16 protein-coding genes are annotated in these 23,563 nt (G+C 59.1%); 7 read left to right on the top strand and 9 right to left on the bottom strand.

Going from position 1 to position 23,563, the window contains the following annotated elements; genetic code table 11:
* Nucleotides 1-124: 124 nt before the first annotated feature.
* From ACSSVG_RS15815 to ACSSVG_RS15805, 3 genes are all read right to left on the bottom strand, one after another.
* The gene (locus tag ACSSVG_RS15815) at nt 125-1,342 is read right to left on the bottom strand and encodes an MFS transporter (RefSeq protein ID WP_231340102.1); all 1,218 of its coding nucleotides are present in this window, start codon (nt 1,340-1,342) and stop codon (nt 125-127) included.
* Between the two features lie 156 nt (nt 1,343-1,498).
* Nucleotides 1,499-2,941, bottom strand: a complete 1,443-nt coding sequence (locus ACSSVG_RS15810) for a cell wall anchor protein (protein ID WP_492415618.1) — start codon at nt 2,939-2,941, stop codon at nt 1,499-1,501.
* Between the two features lie 98 nt (nt 2,942-3,039).
* A complete protein-coding gene (locus ACSSVG_RS15805) occupies nt 3,040-4,104 on the bottom strand; it encodes a hypothetical protein (RefSeq protein ID WP_492415616.1) in 1,065 nt (354 codons plus the stop codon).
* A gap of 318 nt (nt 4,105-4,422) precedes the next feature.
* Between ACSSVG_RS15805 and ACSSVG_RS15800 the strand changes: the two genes are divergently transcribed.
* Nucleotides 4,423-5,685, top strand: coding sequence for a choice-of-anchor P family protein (locus ACSSVG_RS15800; protein ID WP_492415614.1), 1,263 nt, complete (start codon nt 4,423-4,425; stop codon nt 5,683-5,685).
* Between the two features lie 113 nt (nt 5,686-5,798).
* Here the strand turns inward: ACSSVG_RS15800 and ACSSVG_RS15795 are convergent, their stop codons facing one another.
* From ACSSVG_RS15795 to pdhA, 5 genes are all read right to left on the bottom strand, one after another.
* Nucleotides 5,799-6,671, bottom strand: coding sequence for an MBL fold metallo-hydrolase (locus ACSSVG_RS15795; protein WP_492415612.1), 873 nt, complete (start codon nt 6,669-6,671; stop codon nt 5,799-5,801).
* Nucleotides 6,672-6,758: 87 nt separating this feature from the next.
* Nucleotides 6,759-8,267 carry a polysaccharide pyruvyl transferase family protein gene (locus ACSSVG_RS15790; protein ID WP_492415610.1) on the bottom strand — a complete coding sequence of 503 codons (1,509 nt, stop codon included), beginning with the start codon at nt 8,265-8,267 and terminating at the stop codon, nt 6,759-6,761.
* Nucleotides 8,268-8,508: 241 nt separating this feature from the next.
* Nucleotides 8,509-9,966, bottom strand: coding sequence for a dihydrolipoamide acetyltransferase family protein (locus tag ACSSVG_RS15785; protein ID WP_492415608.1), 1,458 nt, complete (start codon nt 9,964-9,966; stop codon nt 8,509-8,511).
* Between the two features lie 2 nt (nt 9,967-9,968).
* Entirely contained in the window at nt 9,969-11,069 is a 1,101-nt protein-coding gene (locus ACSSVG_RS15780) for an alpha-ketoacid dehydrogenase subunit beta (RefSeq protein WP_253468867.1), read from the bottom strand.
* On the bottom strand, nt 11,066-12,259 hold the full coding sequence (gene pdhA, locus ACSSVG_RS15775; protein ID WP_492415606.1) for a pyruvate dehydrogenase (acetyl-transferring) E1 component subunit alpha: 1,194 nt from the start codon (nt 12,257-12,259) through the stop codon (nt 11,066-11,068). The genes ACSSVG_RS15780 and pdhA overlap by 4 nt, the downstream gene beginning before the upstream one ends.
* A 170-nt stretch (nt 12,260-12,429) precedes the next feature.
* Here pdhA and ACSSVG_RS15770 point away from each other — a divergent pair, with 170 nt between their 5' ends.
* The 6 genes from ACSSVG_RS15770 to ACSSVG_RS15745 all read left to right on the top strand — a co-directional run bounded on the left by ACSSVG_RS15770 (nt 12,430) and on the right by ACSSVG_RS15745 (nt 22,148).
* Nucleotides 12,430-12,894 (top strand): Lrp/AsnC family transcriptional regulator, encoded by a 465-nt coding sequence (locus tag ACSSVG_RS15770; protein ID WP_253468871.1) that lies wholly within the window; start codon nt 12,430-12,432, stop codon nt 12,892-12,894.
* A gap of 60 nt (nt 12,895-12,954) precedes the next feature.
* Nucleotides 12,955-13,533, top strand: a complete 579-nt coding sequence (locus tag ACSSVG_RS15765) for a YdcF family protein (RefSeq protein WP_492415604.1) — start codon at nt 12,955-12,957, stop codon at nt 13,531-13,533.
* Nucleotides 13,534-13,746: 213 nt separating this feature from the next.
* On the top strand, nt 13,747-15,393 hold the full coding sequence (locus ACSSVG_RS15760; RefSeq protein ID WP_492415602.1) for a hypothetical protein: 1,647 nt from the start codon (nt 13,747-13,749) through the stop codon (nt 15,391-15,393).
* Nucleotides 15,394-16,015: 622 nt separating this feature from the next.
* Nucleotides 16,016-17,176 (top strand): non-hydrolyzing UDP-N-acetylglucosamine 2-epimerase, encoded by a 1,161-nt coding sequence (wecB, locus tag ACSSVG_RS15755; protein WP_492415600.1) that lies wholly within the window; start codon nt 16,016-16,018, stop codon nt 17,174-17,176.
* A gap of 76 nt (nt 17,177-17,252) precedes the next feature.
* A complete protein-coding gene (locus ACSSVG_RS15750) occupies nt 17,253-20,171 on the top strand; it encodes a CgeB family protein (RefSeq protein ID WP_492415598.1) in 2,919 nt (972 codons plus the stop codon).
* A 42-nt stretch (nt 20,172-20,213) separates the two neighbouring features.
* Nucleotides 20,214-22,148, top strand: a complete 1,935-nt coding sequence (locus tag ACSSVG_RS15745) for a glycosyltransferase (RefSeq protein ID WP_492415596.1) — start codon at nt 20,214-20,216, stop codon at nt 22,146-22,148.
* 477 nt (nt 22,149-22,625) lie between these two features.
* Here the strand turns inward: ACSSVG_RS15745 and ACSSVG_RS15740 are convergent, their stop codons facing one another.
* Nucleotides 22,626-23,489, bottom strand: coding sequence for an SGNH/GDSL hydrolase family protein (locus ACSSVG_RS15740; RefSeq protein WP_492415594.1), 864 nt, complete (start codon nt 23,487-23,489; stop codon nt 22,626-22,628).
* Nucleotides 23,490-23,563: the final 74 nt, after the last annotated feature.

Raw genomic sequence — 23,563 nt, 5'->3', positions numbered from 1 at the left:
TTCTCCGGCAGCCGCCCGGGGTTAATGACCGAGGTTCCCTCCGCAGAAACCGAATCCCAACCTATTGGGGTTTCAGAACGCCCTCGATGGAATGAAAAGGGTCAGGAATCCACGCAGAGAAAGCTCAATAGTTACGCCGGTGTTTTAGCCGCGGAATTGCGACGGCGAACACCGCTGCCGCCGCGAAGCCCAGTACGCCTGTGGCCCAAATGCCGGCGGACAGTGAAATGGCGGCCGTCAGCCCGGAAAGGAGCACCGGTCCCCCGGTGGCACCCGAATCGGCGATGAAGCGCCAAATGCCCAGGAAGTGACTCCTACCGTTGTCCGGTGAGAAGTCGGCGCCGAGCGTCATGATGAGTCCGGAGCTGATGCCGTTGCCGAAGCCGATCAGCAGGGCAACCAGCAGCAAGGGCACGAACCCGCCAGTGAACGGGATCAGGATCAGGGCGGACCCCATGATCACCGTGGACGGGATGGCCACCCACTGCCGCCCCTTCCTGTCCATGAGCTTTCCAGCAGGGTAGAACACCAGCATGTCGATCGCTCCGGAAAGGCCGAAGAGCAGGGAAGCATGGGTGGCGTCGAGGCCCAGGTGATCCGCCCACAACGGTATGACCACCTGTCGCGAGGCACGCAAAGCACTGAGCAGCAGGATCCCGAAACCGACGGACAGGAACACCCCGGCATGGGACACCGCAACGCTCCGCAACGTGGACGCCGGAGGGCGAGGACCGCCGTCGGACGCGTCTGGGGCCACCAGGTCCGGGATGGTCAGCGACAAAGCCGCAGCCGCCATCATGCCCGCAAAGCCCACCCAGTAGGCCCCGCTGATTCCGGCGAACTGCATGACGCCGGCACCAACGAACGGCCCAATGAAGATGCCGATCCTGGTCACGCCGCCCAGCGTGGACAGTGCCCGTGCGCGGTATAGAACGGGGACTGCTTCCGTCAGGAACTTTTGCCGGGCAAGGTTGAAGACGCTGGCTGACATGCCCACCAGAGTCATGGAGGCTGCCAGCAACCAGAGCCCGTGCTCCATTTGTGGTGCGAAGGCCGCGGCACCTAGCGCGATTGCGCCCAGGGCTCCGGCACCGACTATCGACCATCGTTCGCCGAACTTCTCCGTGATGATCGACGCCGGAATGTTGAAGATCCAGGATCCCAGTCCGATCAGGGTCACGATCAACGCCGAAACGGCCACAGAGGCCCCGAGGTCACGTGCCGAGAGCGCGATGACCGGAAGGACCGCCCCTTCGCCGATACAGAACAGCAGTGCGGGCCCGAAGGCCGGCAATGCCACGCTGCGAAGGCTGAACGCTTGATTCGTCTGGGTCCTTGTCATCCCTTTCATCCTAGGACTGCGGTAGCTGCGGTCGGGGCCAGCATTACGTTGTGCAATGCGCACCGGCGCACTAGTGGGGTTCGCAGTTGTTGCGGCTCCGGGATCCGGAGCCGCAACAACTACAACTACATGCGAAGCGGGTTTGCCTGCCGCGGACTACCGGCGGTTGGTTGCTGCCTTCCGGCGGCTACCTGCCGCCAGGAGCAGGCCCATCAAAAGCATGGCTCCTGCCCAGAGGACGAAGCTGCCGTTCAGTCCCGTGTTGGCCAGCTCGCTTGAACTCCCGACGGCGGTGGAGGCTGCCGCGGTCATCGCGCCCTTTGTGGAAGCAAGGGCTACAACGGTGCCGGCTTGAGTGCCGGCTCCCGCACTGATGCCAGCAGCGGGAGTGTTGCCGCCAGCAGGCGGGTTGATAGTCGGCGGGTTCACCACGGGAGGCGCAACGACCGGAGGCGTAACGACCGGCGGGTTCAGGACCGGAGGCGCAACAACCGGCGGGTTCACCACGGGAGGCACAACAACCGGCGGGTTAACCACCGGAGGCGCAACAACCGGCGGCGTGACAGTGCCAACCGAACCGCCGCCGACGCCCACTGACGTGGACCCAACGGTTACAGGAGCAGTAATTGGAATGACCAACTGCGTGCCTGAGAGCAGCCCGCCGTTGCCGGAAGTAGTGCTGCCGCCCGGGGTGCCAGCCGGAGCAGTCCCACCCGCAGTACCGGTGTTGGTAGCGGAGGAATCCCCCAGCACACCAGCCGAGGTAGCGTCGAGGTTCACCGGAGCCGTAATCGGAGCAACAACCTGCGTGCCCGAACCAATACCATCCGAACCACTCGTCGAAGCACCCGAAGCGCTGCCAGCCGGAGCAGTGCCACCCGCAGTACCGGCGGTACCGGACGTGGCCGAGGAATCCCCAGCCACACCCACGGCAGTGGCCCCGATGTTAACAGGGACCGATATCGGAGCCACTACCTGAGCGCCGGATGCGATTGACTCTCCCCCCGACGTTGTTGCCTGCGCCGGCGCTTGAGCCGGCGCAGGAGTTGATGTTGCTGGCGTTGAGGTGGCAGATGAGTCACCCAGAACGCCCGCCGACGTCGACCCCACCGTGATGGGAACCGTCACCGGCGCGACCACTTGGGTTCCCGAGGCGATGCCGCCGGAACCGCTGGTCCCGGCTGCCGGCGTCGAACTTGTTGCCGCTGCTGGTGCGGCAGGTGTGGCTGGGCTCGCCACAGTGGAGCCCCCCAGCAGACCCACTGACGACGAGCCCAGGTTTATGGGCACCGAAACCGGGGCGACTACTTGTGTCCCGGAAGCGATGCTGTCGGAGCCGCTGGTTGTGGCAGCAGGCGCTGTGCCCGAACCTCCAGCAGTTGTCGGCGCGGACGCCGTAGCTGCTGAATCCCCCAACAGTCCCAGTGATGTGGCGCCGGTGGTGATCGGCGCTGTAACAGGCGCTACTACTTGGGTTCCGGAAAGGAGCCCGTCCTTGCCGCTGGTGGTATCCGCGGCATGTGCCGCGGTTGCGCTGAGGACAATCATGCCCCCGGCAAAGCATGTGCCGATGAGGCACTTGCGTAGGGTCGTGTTCATTGTGATCTTCTCCTGAAGGTCTTGTTCCCAGAGACGTCCGTTGACGGATCGCCTGAAATACCGTCTGCTGCGGGCTGATACGCAGCTGGGCTGGGGAACTAGTCAGGAGAGGAGCCGGGATCAAAACAGACCGGCTTTGGATGTTGTTCATCGCTGACCATCACAAGGTCAGTAAGGGAATCTGCGGGAATGATCAGTCCGCCGTGCAGGTAGGCTGCCGCCGGGCTGGGAGGGCCATTTTGGGAGTTCCCGGATCCAGCGCCAGCCAGGCCAGCCGGCACAGCATTGCGGTCCGCAGGCGATTCTGATGGTCCCTTGGGAGTTCCGGTTGAAGCTGCTCCAGCGGCCGCCGCAGTGCCTGACGAGCCGAGCACGCGGGTTATGGGAAGCACTGGCGCAGCAGCCGCGAGTGCTGGCTGCTCGACTTGTCCGGGAGTTGATTCTTGCAGAACAGTTCCGGCAGAGCCCTCACCCTCCCGTGAACCCACGACGCCGGAACTTGGGATAGTGCCGAAGCTCGGGGCCTTGTCTCCAGGCACAACGGATGGAGTGCCGGAGGTGACCGGCGGTAGGACGCTATCAACTACATCGACGATCGGCTGAACAATGGGGTTGGTGACGTCGGTGACGGGTTCCAGGGCAACGGGCGCCAAGGCATCGTTGAGCGGGGGAACAACGGCTTCCAAGGTCTGGTCAACGCTTCCAGTTATGGGTGCCACCACTGTGTCCGCAACAGTTTCGACAGTGTCGCCCGGAACCACGTTGTTGACGACAGGAACGGTCCCCACAAGGGTGTCCACCGAACCGCCAATCTGCTCCACGATGGGCGTCACCACCGGAACGTGGACAGTTATCGGTTTCGCGGGCACTACAGCTTTGACGGGAGCAGGCAGCGGGACGTTCGGGACGGGGATGCTGATGGTAGGAGCCGTCGTCTGTGGCACAGCAGCTTTTGCGACGGACCCAACGGCGTCTGTTGACGAGGAGACAGCGGCGGAGACGTTAGCCGTTACTCCACCAAGAAGTGCGTGGTTATCCGAAGCTCCGGTGTCGGCACTCGCGGCAGTTGCGGAGAGTGCCATCCAGATTGCCGTTCCGGCTCCAGCGATCATGACAGAGCGGAGAATGTTGGTAGCACGCGGGAATACGCGTGTGCCCTTCATCTCGACACCCCCAGGTAGTCGCGAACCGAATGGTCGCCTTCATCCTAGGACTGGAGCTACCCATTAGTCCATGGCTGGGAGTAAATAGGATTTCACAACGTGATTCAGGGAGGGCATTCTTCTCGCGGAATCCCTGCAGCCTGCACCGCGTGGACAATTCATGGTTGGTCCCAGCCATGGGCGTCGAACCAAGGAACAAGAAAAGAACTCTTTACCCGATTCGGCAGATCTATTGTTTTAGCCTATTTCCGGACGGTACCGTGAGCACCACCGTAAGCACTCTTACGAGATCGTGTACGACATTCTGGGGAGAAATACATGAAACGTTCGCATGTTGCTTTAGTGGGGGCACTAACTCTTGCGCTTGCCGGGTCGGCTACACCGGCACTTGCTGCAACCACGCCAGCGCAGGTAACCACCGGATTCTCGGGTACCGCGTATGGTTCCTACATTTTCAATACGGATAAGACATTAACTTCTGGTCCTACGGCGAGTTCAAGCATCAGTTGCACCGGTGTCACCGGAAAGACTTCGACTAACACCGCAGCGGCACTGACAGTTCCTGCCGTCGGCAATGTCGGCGCAGCAACGACCAGTGTCAAAACCCTGCTGACCACCACGGGTAAACGGATCGAAAGCAAGTCAACGATCAACGGAACCAGCCTCTTGGGTGGGCTGATCACAGCCGGTGCCATCACCTCCGAAAGTTCTGCGGATAAAAACACGGCGGGCGCCTTTTCTGGCGCCAACAAGACGACCATTGCTGATTTGAAGGTTTTGGGTGTCTCGGTCGGGGCCAACCCGGGTGCCAACACGGTGCTCGATCTCGCCATACCGTTGGTGGGTTCGGTTGGCAAGATCACCTTGAACGGCCAGGAGAAGCGCCTGGTTAACGGGGCCTACCAGGTATCGACCACGGCGCTACGTGTCGAAGTTCTGAAGGCCGGTCTGCCTGGCCTCAAGATTGGTACCGATATCCGTTTGGGTGTCAGCACCGCCAATCTGCCAGCCCCACAGTCGGGCTACCTTTTGGGCACTGGTTTCAGCACCAGGGCTCTGCTGGCTTCGGGGCTGCTCAATTCCGGGCCGACAGCTGTCGCCTACCTCTGGTGCGGGGGTGGGACCACAACCGCAAACGTGGCCGGAACCACCATCCCGGGTCTTCTAACCGTCGGAGCATCCTCTACGAAGGCCAGCGGCGTCCTCGCACCGCAACCAAAGAGTATCGTTACCAATTCCCTGGCAGGACTCAATGTGCTCAACGGACTGATTCAAGCCGATGCCATCAAGGCTGAGACGAGCGCAACCCTAGCTGCTGGTGCCACCACGGCTACACTGACGGACACCTCCACCTTCACTAACCTCAGGATTGCGGGGCTGCCGGCAATCAACGCTTCTGTCGCTCCCAACACCGTGGTGCAAGTGGCGGGCCTCGGCCAAGTAACCCTGCACAAGGTCAGCAAGTCATCCACCGCGATCATCGTCACCATGATCGATGTCGTGCTGAATCAGCCACTCGGCGCGCTGCCCACGGGATCAAGAATCCAGATCGGTTACTCCAGCACAGGGGTCACACTCTAGCTGGCAGCTGTAGGCCAAGGTTCTCATTATTGGTCAAAACATGAACGGTCCGTCACCAACATATCGGTGACGGACCGTTCGTCTGCTTCGTTGGCTGGATTCAGCAGCTTGATTTAGGAAGGGTAGGTACCCGTTTTTCCTGCTCCGAAGTCTGGCGTGGCAAGCGAGGCACGGCCTTGGGCGTTGGTTTCCTGGAGTCGCTTGATGAACCAGCGGGACTGCTCCGGGCCATAGGGCAGCACCGGAATAGCCTTGGTTGCATCGGAAGGCATGTCCCGGATGCTCTGCGTTGCTTGGCGGACTGCCGTGCTCATGGTGTCGGCCATGGTTTTGACGAACTCGTCGCTGGCGGGCTTTCCATGACCGGGGACCAGGAACTCGTAACGGTGGCGGAGGGCCGAGATGTGCCGCAGAGCATCTGCCCACTCCTCGGGGTATGAATCCTCGAACGATGGATGTGCTCCCTGCTCTACCAAGTCGCCTACATACAGCGTGGAGCTGGTGCCTACCAGGAGGTCGCCGTCAGTGTGTGCACGTCCAAGATAGAAGAGCGTTGCTGTGATTCCGCCGAGATCCACAAGGACCGGCTGATCGTGGACCAGCGCGTTGGGAACAACGATGTCGACGGCGTCCCCCTCCCCTGCTGCCATCTCCGGTTCGTTGGTGGCCACGAAGCGGCGCTGGATGTCGGCGTCCTTTTCGACGGCCGCCGCACAGTTGGCGTGCGCCCAAAACTCCGTAACGCCGTCGTCGGCAAAAATTGCGTTGCCGAAGAAGTGGTCATAGTGCGCATGCGTGTTCACCACGACCAGCGGCAGCTGGGTCTTTTCGCGGACTGCAGCGAGGATCTCCCGGCCTTGGCGGGGGCCGCAGCCGGTGTCGATGACCATGGCAAGCTCAGAGCCCACCACGAGCCCGGTGTTCAGTAAAGATCCCTCGGTTTCCAAGACGTAGTTGTCCGGTCCGAGTTCGAGCCAAGCTGACAATGAGTTCTCCGTATCCAGTGCAATCCGGCGATGTTCAGGCCTCTACTCTACCCACCAAATCCGAGGGGAAGCTGGAAGACTGGCGGGTCAGACCCGGAGCAACTTCAGGCGTCGTGCCACACGTACAACAAGGGAGGTCTCGAGGGAGCGGAGCTGATTTTGGAGCTCATTGGATTCGGCCGCAGCTGCCGACAATTTCCCGGATGAGTCCTCCAGGGCAAGCCGCAGCTTCTCGTGCTCCGCTTCCACTGCGGCAAGAGTGCCCGTGGTGTCTTCCAGTGCATGGGTCAGCCGATACAACTCCACAGACTGGTGACCAATGTGCGACTCGTTGTTGGCCGTGAGTTTGGCGGCCGCAGGGTGCTCCCCAGAGTGCAGTTCAGGGAAGGCCGGTTCCGGAGTGCTGAGTACCGGCGCGGCCGGGGTGGCGCCTTTAAGGGTTTCGACGACGGCGTCCCACCACGCGCTTTGGAAGGAGCTTTGCGTGGGGCTCAACTTCTCCAAGTACGCCCGAATGTCGGTCCGGCGGTTCCAGAGGAGGTCCACATAATCGTCAAACCCGGGGGTTACAACATGCCGCAATGACCGCAAAGTGTGGCCGAGGCCCCAGTTGGCCAGGGCACCGCCCAGCCGGACTTCTCCGTAGTAGTCAACGGCGATGCCGAGGCACGGAACACCAGCCGCCAGAGCGAAGACAATGGGGTGGTACCGGCTGGCAACCACGAATTCGGCCCGCATCGTCAGGGAGGCAGCCTGTTCCGCAGTGAACTGACCGCAGACAGTGACGTTCTCGGAACGCATGCGGCGTCGGATATCCTCGTGCATCTCCATATCCATGTCACGGTTCCCCGGACGGGACATGTGCGGAACCATCACGACGTCCACCTGGCCGGCGTCGGCAATTCTGTCCAGCAGGTCAGCTACACCCTGGTTGAAGTCATCCCTGTCCATCGCCCCCGTGCCGGGTGCGAAGCTCGCCACAATGTATGGTCGTTCGGGGCTCGGCTGGTACGCAGGAACGGCCGATGAATAGATTGCGTCGGCAGGGCCCTCTTTGAGGAAGCTGGCGTCATCCAAGGTCAACCCGGCCGGGACGTCTGCCTCACGCATCAGCTCGAAGGACGTTTGCTCGCGAACACTGGAAAGCGCTGCCGAGCGGAAGAGCTCCACAGCGGCGTCGTAGTCGGGTCCTGTTAGTACTGGACCCACGGTCTGTCCGGAGATGACCAACGGCTTGTCGAGTGCGTTCGCAATGGCGCCCACGGCCGCCCGTTCATACAGCAGCCAGCCATACGGGGAGTTCATGTTGCCGCCGCCTGCAATGACCACGCCATCAGAAGACTTGATTGTCTCGATAAGCGCGTGGACCTGATCCGTGGCAGGAAGGGCATCCATGTCACCCGCGAGAATGGACTGAATTTCTTTCAGGTACGTCTCGCGGCGGTTGGGAGGCCAAGGGAACTTCAAGGTCTTTACTGCGGCCGTGCCATACAGTTTGCTGCTCTGTTCAGGGTTCCGGGACAGGAGCACGATGTCCGTGATTCCGCGGGCCTGGAGTTCGTCCACTACGGCATGGGTCATCGCTTCGTCACCCACGTGATAAATGGATTGACCAATGTCTCCAAGAACTACAACTCGCACGGTACCTCGGTTTTAGAACGTCAAAAAGCAGCTTCCAGCCTACCGGGTCGGGCTGTGAGGACCGGACAGCGGTTTCTTGGCTGTGGAAAAGTACGACGCCGATGGTCGGGTTAGGGCGACCCGGAACCCAGCACGAGATAGGGACCACGATCCGGAAATCGTGGTCCCTGCTGTATTTGAGTTACGAACGCCGACATTACATATCCGCGAGCGCTCCACCCGGGTTCTCGATTGCGTCAGCCACGTACCGCAGGAAGCCTGCGGCCGTCTCTCCGTCGCACACGCGGTGGTCGAAGGCGAGGGTGAGTTCGGTGACCTTGCGGACGGCCAGCTCGCCGTTGACCACCCAGGGCTTGTCGATGATGCGACCTACGCCGAGCATCGCAACCTCCGGGTAGTTGATGATCGCGGCCGAGCCGTCCACGCCGAACACACCGTAGTTGTTGAGCGTGAAGGTGCCCGAGCCCAGTTCGGTTGGAGTCGCTTTACCTTCACGGGCGACGGCGGTGAGCCGACGGATCTCCGCGTCCAACTCGCGGGCACTCAACTCGTGGGCGTTGCGGACCGATGGGACGACAAGCCCGCGATCGGTCTGGGCAGCGAATCCAAGGTTGATTCCGCCGAAGCCGACGATCTCCTGGGACCCATCGGAAGTTGTTTCAAAGCGTGTGTTCAAGGCTGGATACTTTTTTAACCCAGCCGTGACAAAACGAGCGATGAAGGCCAAAAGACCAGGGGTATCGTGCGGACTGCGCTTCTTGAGTTCTGCCCGCATGTCCAGCAAAGCCGTGGCGTCGACATCCACCCATACGGTCGCTTCGGGAATTTCCGAGCGGCTGCGGGTCATGTTCGCTGCAACAGCCTTGCGGACGCCACGGACGGGGGTCCGGGCCGATACGGCCAAGCCCGTCCGACTGTCAACGGAACCTTCGGCAGCGGCGGGCACCTCTGCCTTGGACGGAGCAACGGCAGGAGCTGCAGGAGCCTCCGGCGTAGAAATGGCTGCCTCCACATCCCTGCGCATGATCAGACCGCTGGCGCCCGACCCCTCGATGCCGTCGAGGGAAACACCGTGGTCGCGGGCCATCTTCCGGACCAGCGGCGAGATGACAGCACTCAACTTGCCGGGGATACGGGTCCCGGCAACCGCGGGTTCCATGACAGGTTCAGCAGCGGGCTCAGCAACGCGATCCACGACGGCGACACTCGCCTTGCGCGGCCGGGTTCTTCCACCGGTCGCTCCGCCAGGGGTGCCATAGCCGATCAGAACATTGCCGGAACCGGCCTTCTCCTCCGTGCGATACGTCTCCGCGGCAGCATCAACGGCGGGCGAAGCCTCGATTCCCGAGGAAACGGCGGTGGGAGCGGCAGACTCGGCGGCGACAGCGGGAGCAGCCGCCGCCGAACCAACGCGAGCGATCGAGATCAGCGGCTTGCCGACGTCGAGCGTTTCACCGGCCTGGCCGTGTAGCTCGGCGACGGTGCCGGCGTAGGGCGAGGGCACTTCCACCATGGACTTGGCGGTTTCGACCTCGGCGATGGGCTGGTCAACCCTGACCTCGTCGCCCACGGCGACAAGCCAGTTCACCAGTTCAGCCTCGGTGAGGCCCTCTCCCAGGTCGGGCAGTTTGAAGACCTGCATATCTGAACTCATGGTCAGTCCTCCCATTGAAGGTCGTCGACGGCGTCGAGGATTCGGTCGACGCTCGGCAGGTAGTAGTGCTCCAACTTGGGAGACGGGAAGGGGACGTCGAAGCCGGTCACCCGGAGAATCGGCGCGGCCAGGTAGTGGAACGCACGTTCCTGAACGCGGGCCACGATCTCGGAGGACACGGACGCGAAGCCATGTGCCTCGGCAATCACGACGGCGCGCCCCGTCTTGCGCACGGACGCGCAGACGGTCTCATCGTCGAAGGGGACGAGGGTGCGGACGTCGATGACCTCGAGCGAGCGGCCTTCTTCGGCAGCCGCCGCAGCCGCGGCGAGTGCGGTGGGGACGGACGGGCCGTAGGCGATGAGCGTCGCGTCGGTGCCGGGACGGGCAATAGCTGCGCGGCCCTCGGTGGAGGTGCCGGCGTCGTGCTCTGCTCGCAAGGCGCCCAAGTCCACCTGGTCCTTGGACCAGTAGAGCTTCTTGGGCTCCATGAACATGACGGGGTCATCGGAGTCGATGGCTTCGCGCAGCATGCGGTAGCCGTCGGCCACGGTGGCCGGCGTGTAAACCTTCAGGCCGGCAGTGTGGGCGTAGTAGGACTCGGACGAGTCGCAGTGGTGCTCCACTCCCCCGATGCCACCGGCGTAGGGAACGCGGATGACCATGGGCATTTTGAGCTTGCCCTTGGTGCGGTTGTGCATTTTGGCTACGTGGCTAACGATCTGTTCGAAGGCCGGGTAGGCGAAGGCGTCGAACTGCATTTCGATGACGGGACGCATGCCGTTGATGGCCATGCCCACTGCCATCCCGACGATGCCGGATTCCGCCAGCGGAGTGTCGAAGCAGCGCTGTTCGCCGAATTCGGCCATGAGTCCGTCGGTGATGCGGAAGACGCCGCCCAGCATGCCGACATCCTCACCAAAGACCAGGACCGACGGGTCATTACGCATGGCATCAGCCATGGCGGTGTTGAGCGCTTTGGCCATGGTGAGGCTCTGCGGGCCAGTTGCCTCTGCGGTGGCCGCGGCCGAAGCGGCGGCGCTGGCAGTGGCTGCGCTGACGTTGGCTGTGGTGGTGCCGCTGGCAGCGGTGGTGACGGTCATTTTGCGCTCTCCTCTCGTGCGAGTTCGCTGGCGAGCAGTTCGGACTGTTCCTTCAGCTGTGGGGTGGGCTTGGCGAAGACGTACTTGAAGAGGTCCAGCGGCTGAACCGGAACATCCTCGCCCAGGCCCTCACGAAGCTGGGTGGCGACGGCTTCGGCGTGCTCAGCGATCCTGTTGCCGGCCTCGTCATCGAGGAGACCCTTGTCCGTGAGGTACGACTTCATGCGCGCCAGCGGATCCTTGGCCTGCCATTCGGCGACTTCGCTGTCCGGACGGTAGCGGGTGGCGTCGTCGGCGTTGGTGTGGGCCTGCATACGGTAAGTGTGGGCCTCAATCAGCAGCGGCCCGGAGCCTTCGCGTGCCAGCTTCACGGCCCGGTCCATCACGGCGAGCAGTGCGACAAGGTCGTTGCCGTCAACGCGCTCACCGGCCATGCCGTAGCCAACAGCCTTATGGGCCAGCGACGGCGCCACGGACTGGTGACTGAGCGGTACTGAGATGGCGTACTTATTGTTCTGCACGAAGAAGATCACGGGCAGGTGGAAAACGGCAGCGAAGTTCAGGGCTTCATGGAAGTCACCTTCGCTGGTAGCACCGTCGCCGCACATGGCCATCACTACAGTGTCTTCGCCGCGCAGCTTGGCCGCGTGGGCAACGCCGACGGCGTGCAGCAGCTGCGTGGTCAGTGGGGTGCACTGGATGCCGACGTTGTGCTCTTTGGGGTCGTACCCGCCGTGCCAGTCGCCGCGGAAGATGGTCATCACCTCTACGGGGTCCACCCCACGGGTCATGACGGCGACGGCGTCGCGGTAGGTGGGGAACAGCCAGTCGCCTTCGCTGAGGCACATGGCGGCTGCAACCTGGCAGGCTTCCTGCCCGTGGCTTGAGGGGTAGACGGCCATGCGGCCCTGCCTGACCAGCGCAGAGTTCTGGTCGTTGACCCTCCGGCCCACTACCAGTTGCTCGTAGGCGGCCATCAGTTCGGCATTGCCGGGTGTGGGGTATTCGTGGCCGGGTTCGGTGCCTTGCTCGTCATGGGAGCGGAGGGAACCGTCCGGATTCACCATCTGGATCTGGTGCCGGGCGGGGAGCATGTAATCCTCAACGCTGATGCCGAATTTTGTCCGAACATCAGCAGCGTGGTCCTCTACAGCCGTTTCCGGCGCAGAGTGGTCTGCGTGGATCGTCATTGGTCCGTCCTTCTCTAGCCACTATGTGCTTCCAGTATGTTCCCCGGCGATGTTTCGTATCCAGCTTTCCGCAGAATCATGGAAGAGCTTGTGAGAAGTGGCTATCCTGAAAGACAAATTGCAATTGTGAGCTGGGTAACGCGCCCGTGCTGTAGACGATTTGGAGTGCCATGAGTGAGAGTGAGGCGGAACAGACCGCCGTTCCCCTGGACAGAGTGGACCGGGACATCATCCGCGAGCTGACCACCGACGGGCGCATGTCCATCACCCAGGTGGCTGAGAACGTGCATATCAGCCGCGCTCACGCCTACTCGCGGATTGCCCGGCTCACCGGAGAGGGGGTGCTGACGAAGTTCACTGCCCTGGTTGACCCCATCAAGGCAGGCCTACGGTCCTCCGCCTATGTGACGTTGAAGGTTCAGCAGCACTCCTGGCGCGAGCTCAAGGAACAACTCCGCGCGATTCCGGAGGTTCACCACATCGCACTGGTGGGCGGCGACTTCGACGTCATTCTCCTGGTCCGCGCCACAGACAACATCCACCTTCGCCGTGTGATCTTCGACCAATTGCAGTCCATGGATGGAGTGCTGGATACCCAGACTTTCCTTGTATTTGAGGACGTTGATACCCGCTAGGCGCTCCCGGCGGCTCCGGGCTGGGAGGGAGCACCCATTTCCGAACCTTAGACTGGCCCCGTGCCCCTCAAAATTGCCCCCGCCACGCGTGTCATTGGCGTTGTTGTAGGGGCATGTTTTTTGGCGGGACTGCTGTGGCTGATCGCAGCATTTCAATTCTTCTATGACCCCCCGCAAGCAACCCCTCACCGCACGGACGCGATCGTTGTCCTGGGCGGCATGAGCAAGGAGCGGCTGCCGGTGGCCCAAAACCTGCAGCAAGAGCTGGATATCCCCGTCCTGGTGGTCTCAACGACGGGCCTGGCCGGCAACGTGGAGGGCGATGCGCTCTGTCAGGAGGAGGCGGGCGAAGGCGATCCTGATCTTGTTTGCTTCCGTCCATCTCCGCTGAATACGAGGGGTGAAGCTGAAGCTCTTCGGGCCTTAATTGCGGAACATGGGTGGAAGTCTGTGACTGTGGTGACGTCCGAGTATCACGTGATGCGCGCAGGCACCCTGATTGGCCAATGCACTACCGCGGAGGTCCAAATGTTTGGGTCCCAGCCGGACCTTTCCGCGGGTGCATGGATGGACCGGTTTGTGATCGAAACCGGCGGATTAATCGACACTTGGGTGCGACCGGAGTGCTCTCCCACGTAATTGAGCGAAACGACTGCAGCGTCCCGTCGCGGTATGACAACTGCGGTAAAACCGTGTCGATTCAGCGAGAAGAATTGTCAAAGCGTTGGAAGTAGTTTGCAATCTTTTTGGGCCACTTGAAGATTCGCGTCAAGCTATTGAGTTTTGGGGACTCAGCAAGCCATTCTTTTCCCATAGGTCCAAGGTCTCACCCTACGAGCCCAAGGATCCATCGTGGAAAAATTCAGATCTGAGTCCTCCACCCCCAAAACTACTCGTGCAAGGCATTTCACAGCCAGCCTGCTCGCCGCCTTCGTCCTGGTTATTGGCTTCGTTCACGGACCCATGGCCCAAGCGGCACCAGCCCCGGTATATCCCATTAGCGGATACTTCATATTTGGCAGCACCAATGACGCTGCCAATCTTCAAAAACTAACGGACATGAAGTCCGTCGGAGCCGATACCGTCATCACCTTTGGCTCGACTCTTAAGCCTGCAACGGCGGCAGCGGTTCCCGCGGACTGCGTCATATCCGGCGTCAACTGTGTAACAGCAGCAACGTCGGGCGTTAAGGTAAATCGATACTTTACTTACTCGGATGGCAACACCTGGGGGACGCCCTCCCTTGCCTGCCCGCGAGACAAGACCGCCACAAGCGGCAGCACCGTTTACACGATCATGGTGATCCCCACCCAAGGCACGGGGTGCAATTCGTCCACCAACTCCTATGACGTAGTGGTCATTAGCAGCGGTGCTGCTTCCATCTCAGTCTCCGTCGCGAAGGCAGCAACAACTCTGGGAATGAAGTTCTATGCGGGGATGCCGGCACCGTCCAAGGACACGACTATTACCTACGTTCCCGACCTGACCTTTGCATCCACCTTCACGGCCTTCACAGCCCGGTTCCTCCAGTTTCAGGCCAAAGTGAACAACGTTTCTGGCTTGGCAGGGTTCTACCATCACACGGAGATGCCGGTAGGCGGTGGGACCGTTTGGGAAGCAACACGAAAGGTCTATTCAATTCAAAACTTGGCAATTAAGACGTACATGCCCACGCGGTCCGCAATGGTTAGTCCCTACATGGACACCCGAACCGCCTATTCCGCACACATCACCGTTGACATGGCGAGGGAGGGCATACGGAAGATTGCCGCGACAGCCAATGGCGTTAAATTGGCTATCGCAGTCCAAGACGGCATGGGTACCGGCAAGGCGGGATCATTCTTCAGCAGTGACAGCGGGACCATGGTCGACCCGTATGCCGCCTCGATCGTAGGCAGCGGCACTTGGGGTAACAGATATGTCGCTCCGAATCGCGACTATTTCTGGGCCATGGCAGAAGGAGTTGAAGGAACCGGCGCCGAACTCTGGGGCAACATGGAGGGCATGGCTCCTGCGACGAGCCAGAACCAGTGCGACGGCAACTACCGCGGACAGAGCACGAAGGCGAGGCACGACAAGCAGTTGCAGCAGATGGGAAACTCGCCCGTGAAAATCATTTCGTACATGTGGGATCCGTTCTACACATGCCGCGGAACCTGGGCCCCGATGCTGGACCAGATGAGGGCGGGCAACATGACACCTGTCATTACGGATTCCATTTTCTATTCAAGTGGAGATGTTTTGGTCACCGGACAGAATCTCAGTGGAGGCACCATACAGGTGAAGTGGACGGACAAATCAGGTCGCACTTTCGATAAGACCGTTACCGCGACAAACTTCAATGCGAACTACGGCAAACAGCTCGGTATCAATCCTCTGCTGGAATCAGTGACGGCCAAGCTAGGCAGTACCTCGCTTGGCTCAGGCAAATACGTCTACATCAACGTCATAAACGGCTCCGGAGTAAGAAACGACGCGACATACTCCGACCGCGGTTAGTTCATGGAGGAAGGGCGGTTTGCACCGGGAGGTGCGGACCGCCCTTCCCTTATGCCCTCCCTGAGATGCCCGAGGCCTGAGGGTGCATGCGGGCCCCGGACGAAGCCGGCACAGAGCTCGAAATATTGCCGGGAAGACTTCAGGTGCAAGAATTGGGCGTGGCCATGTTCCGTCTGGACGCACCTAAGGAGTGAAAAGTGACAGATACTGTCGGACAACCGGTGGTGCTCTCGCCCTCCCCACGACACATGCGCAAACGGCGATTCCTGGGTGACGTACCGCCGTCCCAAATGCCAGGACATCGCACAGTGCCGAAGCCCGCGCCTAAGTCAGGCCCCGTCGAGGAGGCTGCGGGCAGGCCGCGGCAACCAACCGCCACCCCAAAGGCGCCGACGCCGAAGCCGGCCAAGGAACCAGGTCTAAGACCCAAAAAAGCATCCCTGGGGCAAAAAAGGCTCATCGCACTAGTAGTTGTGATCCTCATCTCTATCAGCATCCCGCTACTGGTGCTGACCTTGGTGTTTGCTGGCTGATCGGCTTACTGCGTCATACACAATTGATCACCTCGATTGACTGTGCGATAGCATCGGCTGGTCAGCCACTGCCTTTCCCGGGGGAATCCATGCCCAGCGTCATGCCTATTTTCGGTACTCGTCCGGAAGCCATCAAAATGGCTCCGATTGTGACCGCCCTTCAGCAGTCAGCCGACTTCGACTGCGTCGTGACTGTCACGGGTCAGCACCGAGAGATGCTCGACCAAGTCAACGAACTGTTCGGCATCGTTCCCGATCACGACCTCAATATCCTGCAGCAGCGGCAGTCACTCTCCGCGATCATGACAAGGACCATCGACGGTCTGGACAAACTCTTCACGGAGAACAAACCTGACGCAGTGGTCGTTCAAGGTGACACCACCACGTCCACCGCCGGCGCAATCGCTGCCTTCTATCACGGCATCCCCGTCGTCCATGTGGAGGCCGGGCTTCGGAGTGGAAATCTACTCTCACCGTTCCCAGAAGAAGCAAACCGCAAGATCACCAGTCAAATTGCCAGCCTCCATCTCGCGCCGACAAGCACAAGCAAAGCTAACCTCTTGGCCGAAGGCATCGCGGAGAGCGACATTGTTATCACAGGCAACACGGTTATCGACGCCTTACTTACGACGGTTGATAAGAATGTTCCGTTCTCCGATCCCCAGCTTGAAGAGCTGGCCGCCAGTGGTCGCAGAATCCTCCTGGTAACCACCCACCGCCGTGAGAACCAAGGCGACGCAATGCGCGGTGTCGGACGAGCATTGGCCCGGATTGCTGACGCGGAACCCGATCTCGTCATTGTGCTCCCGGCACACAAGAATCCGGTTGTACGCGAAGCAGTGTTGCCTGCGATCGACGGAAAGCCGAATGTAATCGTCACTGAGCCGTTGGCGTACGGAGAATTCACGCGAATGCTCTCCATGGCCCACATTGTGCTCACCGACTCCGGAGGAGTTCAGGAAGAGGCTCCCAGCTTGGGCAAGCCCGTTCTCGTCATGCGAGAGAATACGGAACGCCCTGAGGCTGTACACGCCGGAACCGTGACGCTCATCGGCACCGATGAGGAAAAGATCGTCAAGGAAGTCGACCGCCTCCTGAACCAACAGGACGCCTTCGACGCCATGGCCAACGCTGTAAACCCTTATGGCGATGGCAAAGCGGCGGAACGCACGGTAGCCGCAGTGGCCGAACTTCTGGGAATTGGACTCCGGGTTCCCGAATTCATAAGTGAGATTCAACCAGCACGCTAAGAGCCCAGGTACCACGCCCCGTTACCTGCGCCACCAGTAAGGTCACTCCCCCTAACTCAGAAAATGGAGTCCAGCGTTGCTACGCAAACTCTTTGATCGCCCGGAACAAGTGCACAGTATTTGGACCGGCGAGGAGACAGCACAACCACGCACCGAGATCATGCTCGACTCGGCCAGCCCATCTTCAGCACATGTGATGCTACGCAAGAAGCCTCACGAAGTACGGCTACAGGTCGTCCCAGGCTCTGAGGTAACTATCGGTCTCCAAACGATCAGTAATCCTGATCAGCACGGCACAAAAGCTGGCATCGTTTGGGTCAAATTCCTCGACAAAAATGGGCTGGAAGTAGCAAGCAGGGGCCGAATAAGTAAGGGCCGCCAAGGCCACTACGTGTACATCACACCAGATGCCTTGGGTTCAACGGGCCTGACCCTCTATGTGCCGCATGAATGCACCGAGGTGGTTTTGGGTTTCGCCCTCTGGAAGGCTTATGCCGGAAGTTTGTCGCTGGGAAATGCGATGACCGTAGAACACGGCCTCCTGCCCCCCTTCGCCGCAGCTCCGATACAAGGCGACAAAGAGCCGAGGCGCCAACGTCTTTCAATTTCCCCCAACCACATTCCAGACTCAGAAGTTGACCTCCGAAAAGAGCCTCTTTGGCTGAATCTATCGACGCTCGACGCTAAGCACCTCTTATTCCAGGGTCTGTTCCGCGGTTCAGAAACGTCGGGGCTCCGGGACGCGGTGGCTATGTTCCGGTTCTTGGATCGGAACGGGGCAGAGGTGGGAAGTCTCACTGACATCCCGCGAGGGCCAGTTGGCGAATACATGTACTTAGTGCCCGACTCTTCCGGTGCTTTCTCCTTTGAGGTACATGCCCCTGCGGACTGCGCCAGCGTGAGCATCGGTATCGCAGCATGGCACGCCGCTCCAGGCAGGCTCAAGCTGATTAATGGTCTCGACATCAACGAACTGGCTCCTGACTCGGCCAATGAGCTGCGTCCGGGCTACGGGCCACCCCAACTTGCACCCAAGGCATTTCAATTCGATCGCCTACATGACGCTGGAAGCAACATCCCTGTCAGTGCAAGGGCCCGTTGGGCTCGTATCCCTCTCGCGCATATCAAGAGCTCCAAGCTGCAAGTTCGATTCTCCGTAACACCCCGCGCTGAGGGGATGTCAAAGAAGAGCGCTCTAGCCCTTATTGACTTCGCTGATAGCGATGGTGGTAGCATCCCGCCGTTCGAGCTTTCGACGTCTGAACACCACGGAGCCTACAAATATATAGATGGCCGCAGCCCGAATGAAGTGTCCCTCTCTCTGGCTATTCCTCGAAACGCCACAGAGATCCGCGTAGGCACAATGCTCTGGGCTGCCTCCGCAGACCAGCTTCTGGTCAGCAACCAGATCTGGGTGGAAGCGGTCGAGCAGTCAAAGCCCGCATTGGCAAAAAAGGATGCTGTTTCCAGACCCGGTGCGCCACAACGGATCATCGGCAATGGAGAAACTACTGAAGGCATTAGACGCGCCAAAGACCTTAGGGTAGCTCTAATAGCTGATGAGTTCACCTACAACTGCTTCAAATACGAGTTCACTCCAATCATCATTGAGCCTCAGAACTGGCGCGAACGGTTCGAAGAAACTCGCCCAGACATGTTCATCTGCGAATCTGCTTGGTCGGGCGTCGACAGTGATCGTCGACCCTGGAAAGGCCGCGTCTACACAAGTTCAAACTTTGCTCGCGAAAACCGTACAGAGTTGCTGGAAATTCTCCAGTGGTGCAATCGTGAGAACATCCCGACTGTGTTCTGGAACAAAGAAGATCCCACTCACTTTGACGACAAAGTCCATAACTTCATCGACACTGCGATTCGGTTCGATCATGTCTTTACCACCGATCTAACATGCGTGGCTGGGTACAAAGAGCAGTACGGGCACACCAGCGTCCATTGCCTTCCGTTTGCGACTCAGCCCAAACTGTTCAATCCTATCGAGACATCGCCGAGGGCCGAGGGTGTATCTTTCGCCGGAAGCTGGTATGCCAATCACCTTGAGCGGTCAAAAGAGATGGAAGTCATCTTCGATCAGATACTCGATGCTGAAATGGAACTTCGAATCTTCGATCGATTCTGGGGCTCCGACGATGAACTGCACCACTTCCCTGAGCAGTACCGGCATTTGACTGAACCGGCCATACCTCATTCGAAAATAGCCGACGCCTACAAGTCAACATCTCTTGGGCTCAACATAAATACCGTCACATCATCGCCAACAATGTTCGCGCGTCGTATTTTTGAGCTCATGTCATGCAACACGCTTGTCGTCTCCAATTATTCTCAAGGAGTCGAAGATTTCTTTGAAGGCCGTATCCTTTTTGCAGGCCAGGGCTACTCGGATATCAAGGATCTCAACGCGCAAACTACGGCCGAAATACGCCGGGCAGCACTTCATGACGTGCTGGCGAATCACACATATCAGCGCAGGTTCGAGCAGATCCTGGACGCAATTGGCTTCACGTACGTGAAATCAGATCACATGGTGACCTTGGTTTGCCCAGTGGAGAATGAGCTAGAGCTAAGGCAGGCGATTGCACGTCAGGCTGAGTTCGTAGACATTGCAGATCGCTTGGTCATCATTCTTGGCCGAACGTTCCAGAAGAGCGACGTTGCCCACCTTCAGGCAAAGTATGGTCGATTTGGTGTTGTCATTATCTCGTGGGCTTGGGCCAACGATGAGACCCTGGATCCGGAAACATATATCAAGGGTGAAATATTCGCGCTAATTGCACCTAATTCCGAGGCCAATGCAAGGCAGATTTACGAGGCTAGCTTGCATCGGACGTATGTCGACGGTCCGATCGCCATGGGATCCGGTGAGCTATACCAATTCACCACTGAAAATGTGGTTCAAGACGTTGTTGCCGGTCATCAATTCTTCCACAAAGCCGTCAAGAATTATGGTCAAAACGTTGCAGATAACTTCTACCTCGTCTAGCCGATGAACCAACCATTGCAAGAACATGAGGATTCTCCACTTATGAAACTCAGCATTGTCGTCCCTTGTTATAACGCCGAAACAAAAATCGGCCCATGCTTGGAGTCCTTGGAGAAGATCGACCTTCCGCAGGAATCCTTCGAAGTTCTCTTCGTCGACGACTCTTCAACAGACGGCACGCTTGCACTCCTCGAGCAACGAACCGCAAGCCACCCAAACTGGCGCGTCGTGGCGCTGACAGCAAACAGCGGCTCTCCCTCCCGGCCACGCAACGTCGGAACGTCAAAAGCAGTAGGAGAATACGTCTTCTTCCTGGACTGCGACGACGAGATACTCCCGGAGGCTCTTCGCCTGCAGCTTGAGCTTGCTGCCAACGAAGATGCCGACATCGTTCGCGCATCCCTCTACACCGTCGAACGCGGCAAGAAGCCACAATTGTTGAACCGTGTCTCAGACTTCAAGTCCTCGGACTCGCGGACCGATAAGATTGCAAAGATTATTCGCGATCAAAGCACGACAAACTCGTCTCTGATCCGCCGGAGCCTTCTCATAGAAAACGGAATCATCTGGCCGGAACACCTGCACATGGGCGAAGACACTGTGTTTCTGAACAACGTGTTGTCCGTTGCCCTGAATATCTCCTATCTTGACGAACCGGCCATCATCTATCACAAGTCGATAGGTTTCATCCGCTCCACTACACAACAGTACGGGGCACGAGAACTGGCCTCCCACCTAGAGGTTTGGGAGAGCGCGGAGCTGACACTATCGCAAGTAGGCCTTAGCTACATGGCCATTCGCGGTCATGTAGCCCTCCGAATGGCCCTCGAATCCATCTACCGGTTCAACCGCGGAGATATCGACGCTGGATTGTTCTCGAAGCTCTCGCGTCTCGTTCACAACAATTGGGATTCAGTAGGCGAACGAGTATTTCGTCCACGTATCCGCGAGACCCTCGAAATCATCAACTCTGGTGACTATGAGCAGTTCCAGCAAAACATCAAGCAGCGCCTCCTAATCGCTGGTATGGATCTGAAATTTATCGCTCCTGCCATACCATCCCTCCGCGAGCACTATGACGTGAGGCTCGACGAATGGACCGGTCACGACGCTCATGATGAAGGACGGAGCCGCGAGTTACTGGAGTGGGCCGACGTAATCTTCTGCGAATGGTTGTTAGGCAACGCCGTATGGTACGCCAACCATAAGAAAGCACACCAGCGACTGATTGTGCGGATGCATCGCTTTGAACTGAATGCCAGGTTTGGTCACGAGGTTGATCAGTCGAGAGTCGACTGCTTCATTTCCGTTTCACTACACACGAGCGAAGACATGATCCGAACATTCGGCATGGATCGCACAAAGGTGCGCATTGTGCCTAATTACCTCGATGTGAAGAACTACAAGACAAGCAGTGACCCCACTAAGACACAAAAACTAGCAATGGTGGGCATGCTGCCGAAGTTGAAAGGTTACCACCGGGCACTTGAACTGCTGCACTACCTGAATATTCACGGTGACTATTCATTGACAGTTTTCGGTAAGGGACCTCTGGACCTTCCTTGGGTCTACAAGAACCCTGTGGAGCGGGCCTACTACGAGTCCTGCGAGCAGTACATCCTGGATCACAACCTGTCTGAGAAGGTAACTTTCTCCGGCTGGGTCGACACGAAGGAAGCCTTGGCCGATTTTGGTTTCGTTCTTTCACTTTCGGATCTGGAAAGCTTCCACGTCGCACCCGCAGAGGGCTTTGCCTCAGGTAACCAAGGTGTTTTCCTGCCTTGGCACGGGGTCGACTACATCTACCCCGAAGAGTACATTTTCGAGGACATCTTCGGGATTCGTGACTACATCCTGGACAATCAAGATCTGGATGTGTTTGAAGAGAATGCAAGACTAGGTCAGGACTTTGTCCGGGAGAGGTACTCGCTCGAAACTTTCATATCCCTGGTTCAGGAAGCGCTCGAAGAAGTCTAGGGTATGAAGCTCTAAGGTCGAACATCCCTACAGGAGGATATCGGCCGACTTTGGGCAAGTCGGGCCGGTCGGGGAAATGTCGGCTTCGCTTAGCTCCGTGCCGTTGTGGCCGGCATGCCGGCACGTTGCCGAAACGGCACCGCGGCGGTCCCGAAGGCTCCAGTACTCTCTACTCCATTCGCGACTACGTACACTTGGGATCGAAACACTTCCCGATCAATAAAGGCGCGGCGACGTACACATGGCCAGGAACAAGCCATAATCGGCGCAGATGTTCGAGCTCCACCAAGGACGCTTGCCTGCCGATCTAGATACTGCACGCTGCATCAGCTCGCAATTGGGCGGCCCGCTCGGCTGTGCCGTGATCTTCGCAAGATGAACATCCAGATGGCCTCTCTGGAGGGGCCTGTGGGACGGACAAAGCGACCGTGGGACACACCAATGCCGCCACTTAGGCGGCATTGGAGTTGCCGAGCCTTAGTCAGCGAGCAAAATCCGCAACTGATCTGCAAGCCAAACGCTGAAAAGATCATGGCCGTCATCATTCAGATGGAGCTCGTCATAGAAGGTCGACGGCTTGTCCAGAAACTCAGTATCAGCGTCTATGAATTTGACCCCGCTGGTGGCAACAAACTGACGTACAGCGACGCGAATGTCCTCCCGCCGTTGGATCAGCGAATCGTGCTGGTCCTGCGATATCCGGCGCTCCAAATAGGCATCGCTTTGCCGGGAAGCATTCCGGTGGGGGGACGTTACAAGAACCAGGTCAATGTCGAACTCTTGGGCGGCCCAAACGGCCAGCCCCAGAATTGCCGTCAGTGCACCGGACCCCTTCGGGAGTTCTCTAGCAATTGGCTCGACGGGCGGCAGTAGCGGAGCGTACCGGTCTGTTGGATACCAGTAGCTATGAGGCCGGAAGTAGATCGGCAAATCGGATTGCGGCAGGAAGAAAACGACTCGACCTCCACGACCCACCAGAGGCACTACTTTGTTGAGGAAAACATTGAACAGCTGCAATGTTGTCGCCCCCGAATAACCGCCATTTAGGCAGCGAAAACTGAACCCACGAGTTGCAAGGTTCCGCTCCACCTGCGACACAAAGCGGACATGCTCCGGGGTAAAGGTCGCCTCAACAAATGAGTCTCCAAGAAAGACCAAAGGCTGGGCGTCAGAGGGCATTTCATTGCCGGTCATGATGAAGCCGTGCTCGTCTGTTCGGACCCGCCACGGCCCCTCACCGACTGTCCCGTCAGTTGCTTCAAAGTAACCGTTAGGACGCTCCCGCATCCCATCAAGGTTGGGGGTGGATTCCTTCAGCCGAATGAAACGGCGATCTGACACTGTGGACTCCCCAACGGTACGACGAACGGCAACCTATTGATCTTATCCTCTGTGCCCCGCAGCTTCGTAATCAT

Source organism: Paenarthrobacter sp. E2MeOHC11 (assembly GCF_058744955.1).
Note: the sequence above shows the minus strand (reverse complement) of the source record. Positions and strands in the feature narration are given on the sequence as shown.

What these genes read in the sequence shown, in the direction of transcription:
- ACSSVG_RS15815 (WP_231340102.1), bottom strand. Translation starts at nt 1,342, where the DNA reads ATGACAAGGACCCAGACGAATCAAGCGTTCAGCCTTCGCAGCGTGGCA.
- ACSSVG_RS15810 (WP_492415618.1), bottom strand. Translation starts at nt 2,941, where the DNA reads ATGAACACGACCCTACGCAAGTGCCTCATCGGCACATGCTTTGCCGGG.
- ACSSVG_RS15805 (WP_492415616.1), bottom strand. Translation starts at nt 4,104, where the DNA reads ATGAAGGGCACACGCGTATTCCCGCGTGCTACCAACATTCTCCGCTCT.
- ACSSVG_RS15800 (WP_492415614.1), top strand. Translation starts at nt 4,423, where the DNA reads ATGAAACGTTCGCATGTTGCTTTAGTGGGGGCACTAACTCTTGCGCTT.
- ACSSVG_RS15785 (WP_492415608.1), bottom strand. Translation starts at nt 9,966, where the DNA reads ATGAGTTCAGATATGCAGGTCTTCAAACTGCCCGACCTGGGAGAGGGC.
- ACSSVG_RS15780 (WP_253468867.1), bottom strand. Translation starts at nt 11,069, where the DNA reads ATGACCGTCACCACCGCTGCCAGCGGCACCACCACAGCCAACGTCAGC.
- pdhA (WP_492415606.1), bottom strand. Translation starts at nt 12,259, where the DNA reads ATGACGATCCACGCAGACCACTCTGCGCCGGAAACGGCTGTAGAGGAC.
- ACSSVG_RS15770 (WP_253468871.1), top strand. Translation starts at nt 12,430, where the DNA reads ATGAGTGAGAGTGAGGCGGAACAGACCGCCGTTCCCCTGGACAGAGTG.
- wecB (WP_492415600.1), top strand. Translation starts at nt 16,016, where the DNA reads ATGCCCAGCGTCATGCCTATTTTCGGTACTCGTCCGGAAGCCATCAAA.
- ACSSVG_RS15745 (WP_492415596.1), top strand. Translation starts at nt 20,214, where the DNA reads ATGAAACTCAGCATTGTCGTCCCTTGTTATAACGCCGAAACAAAAATC.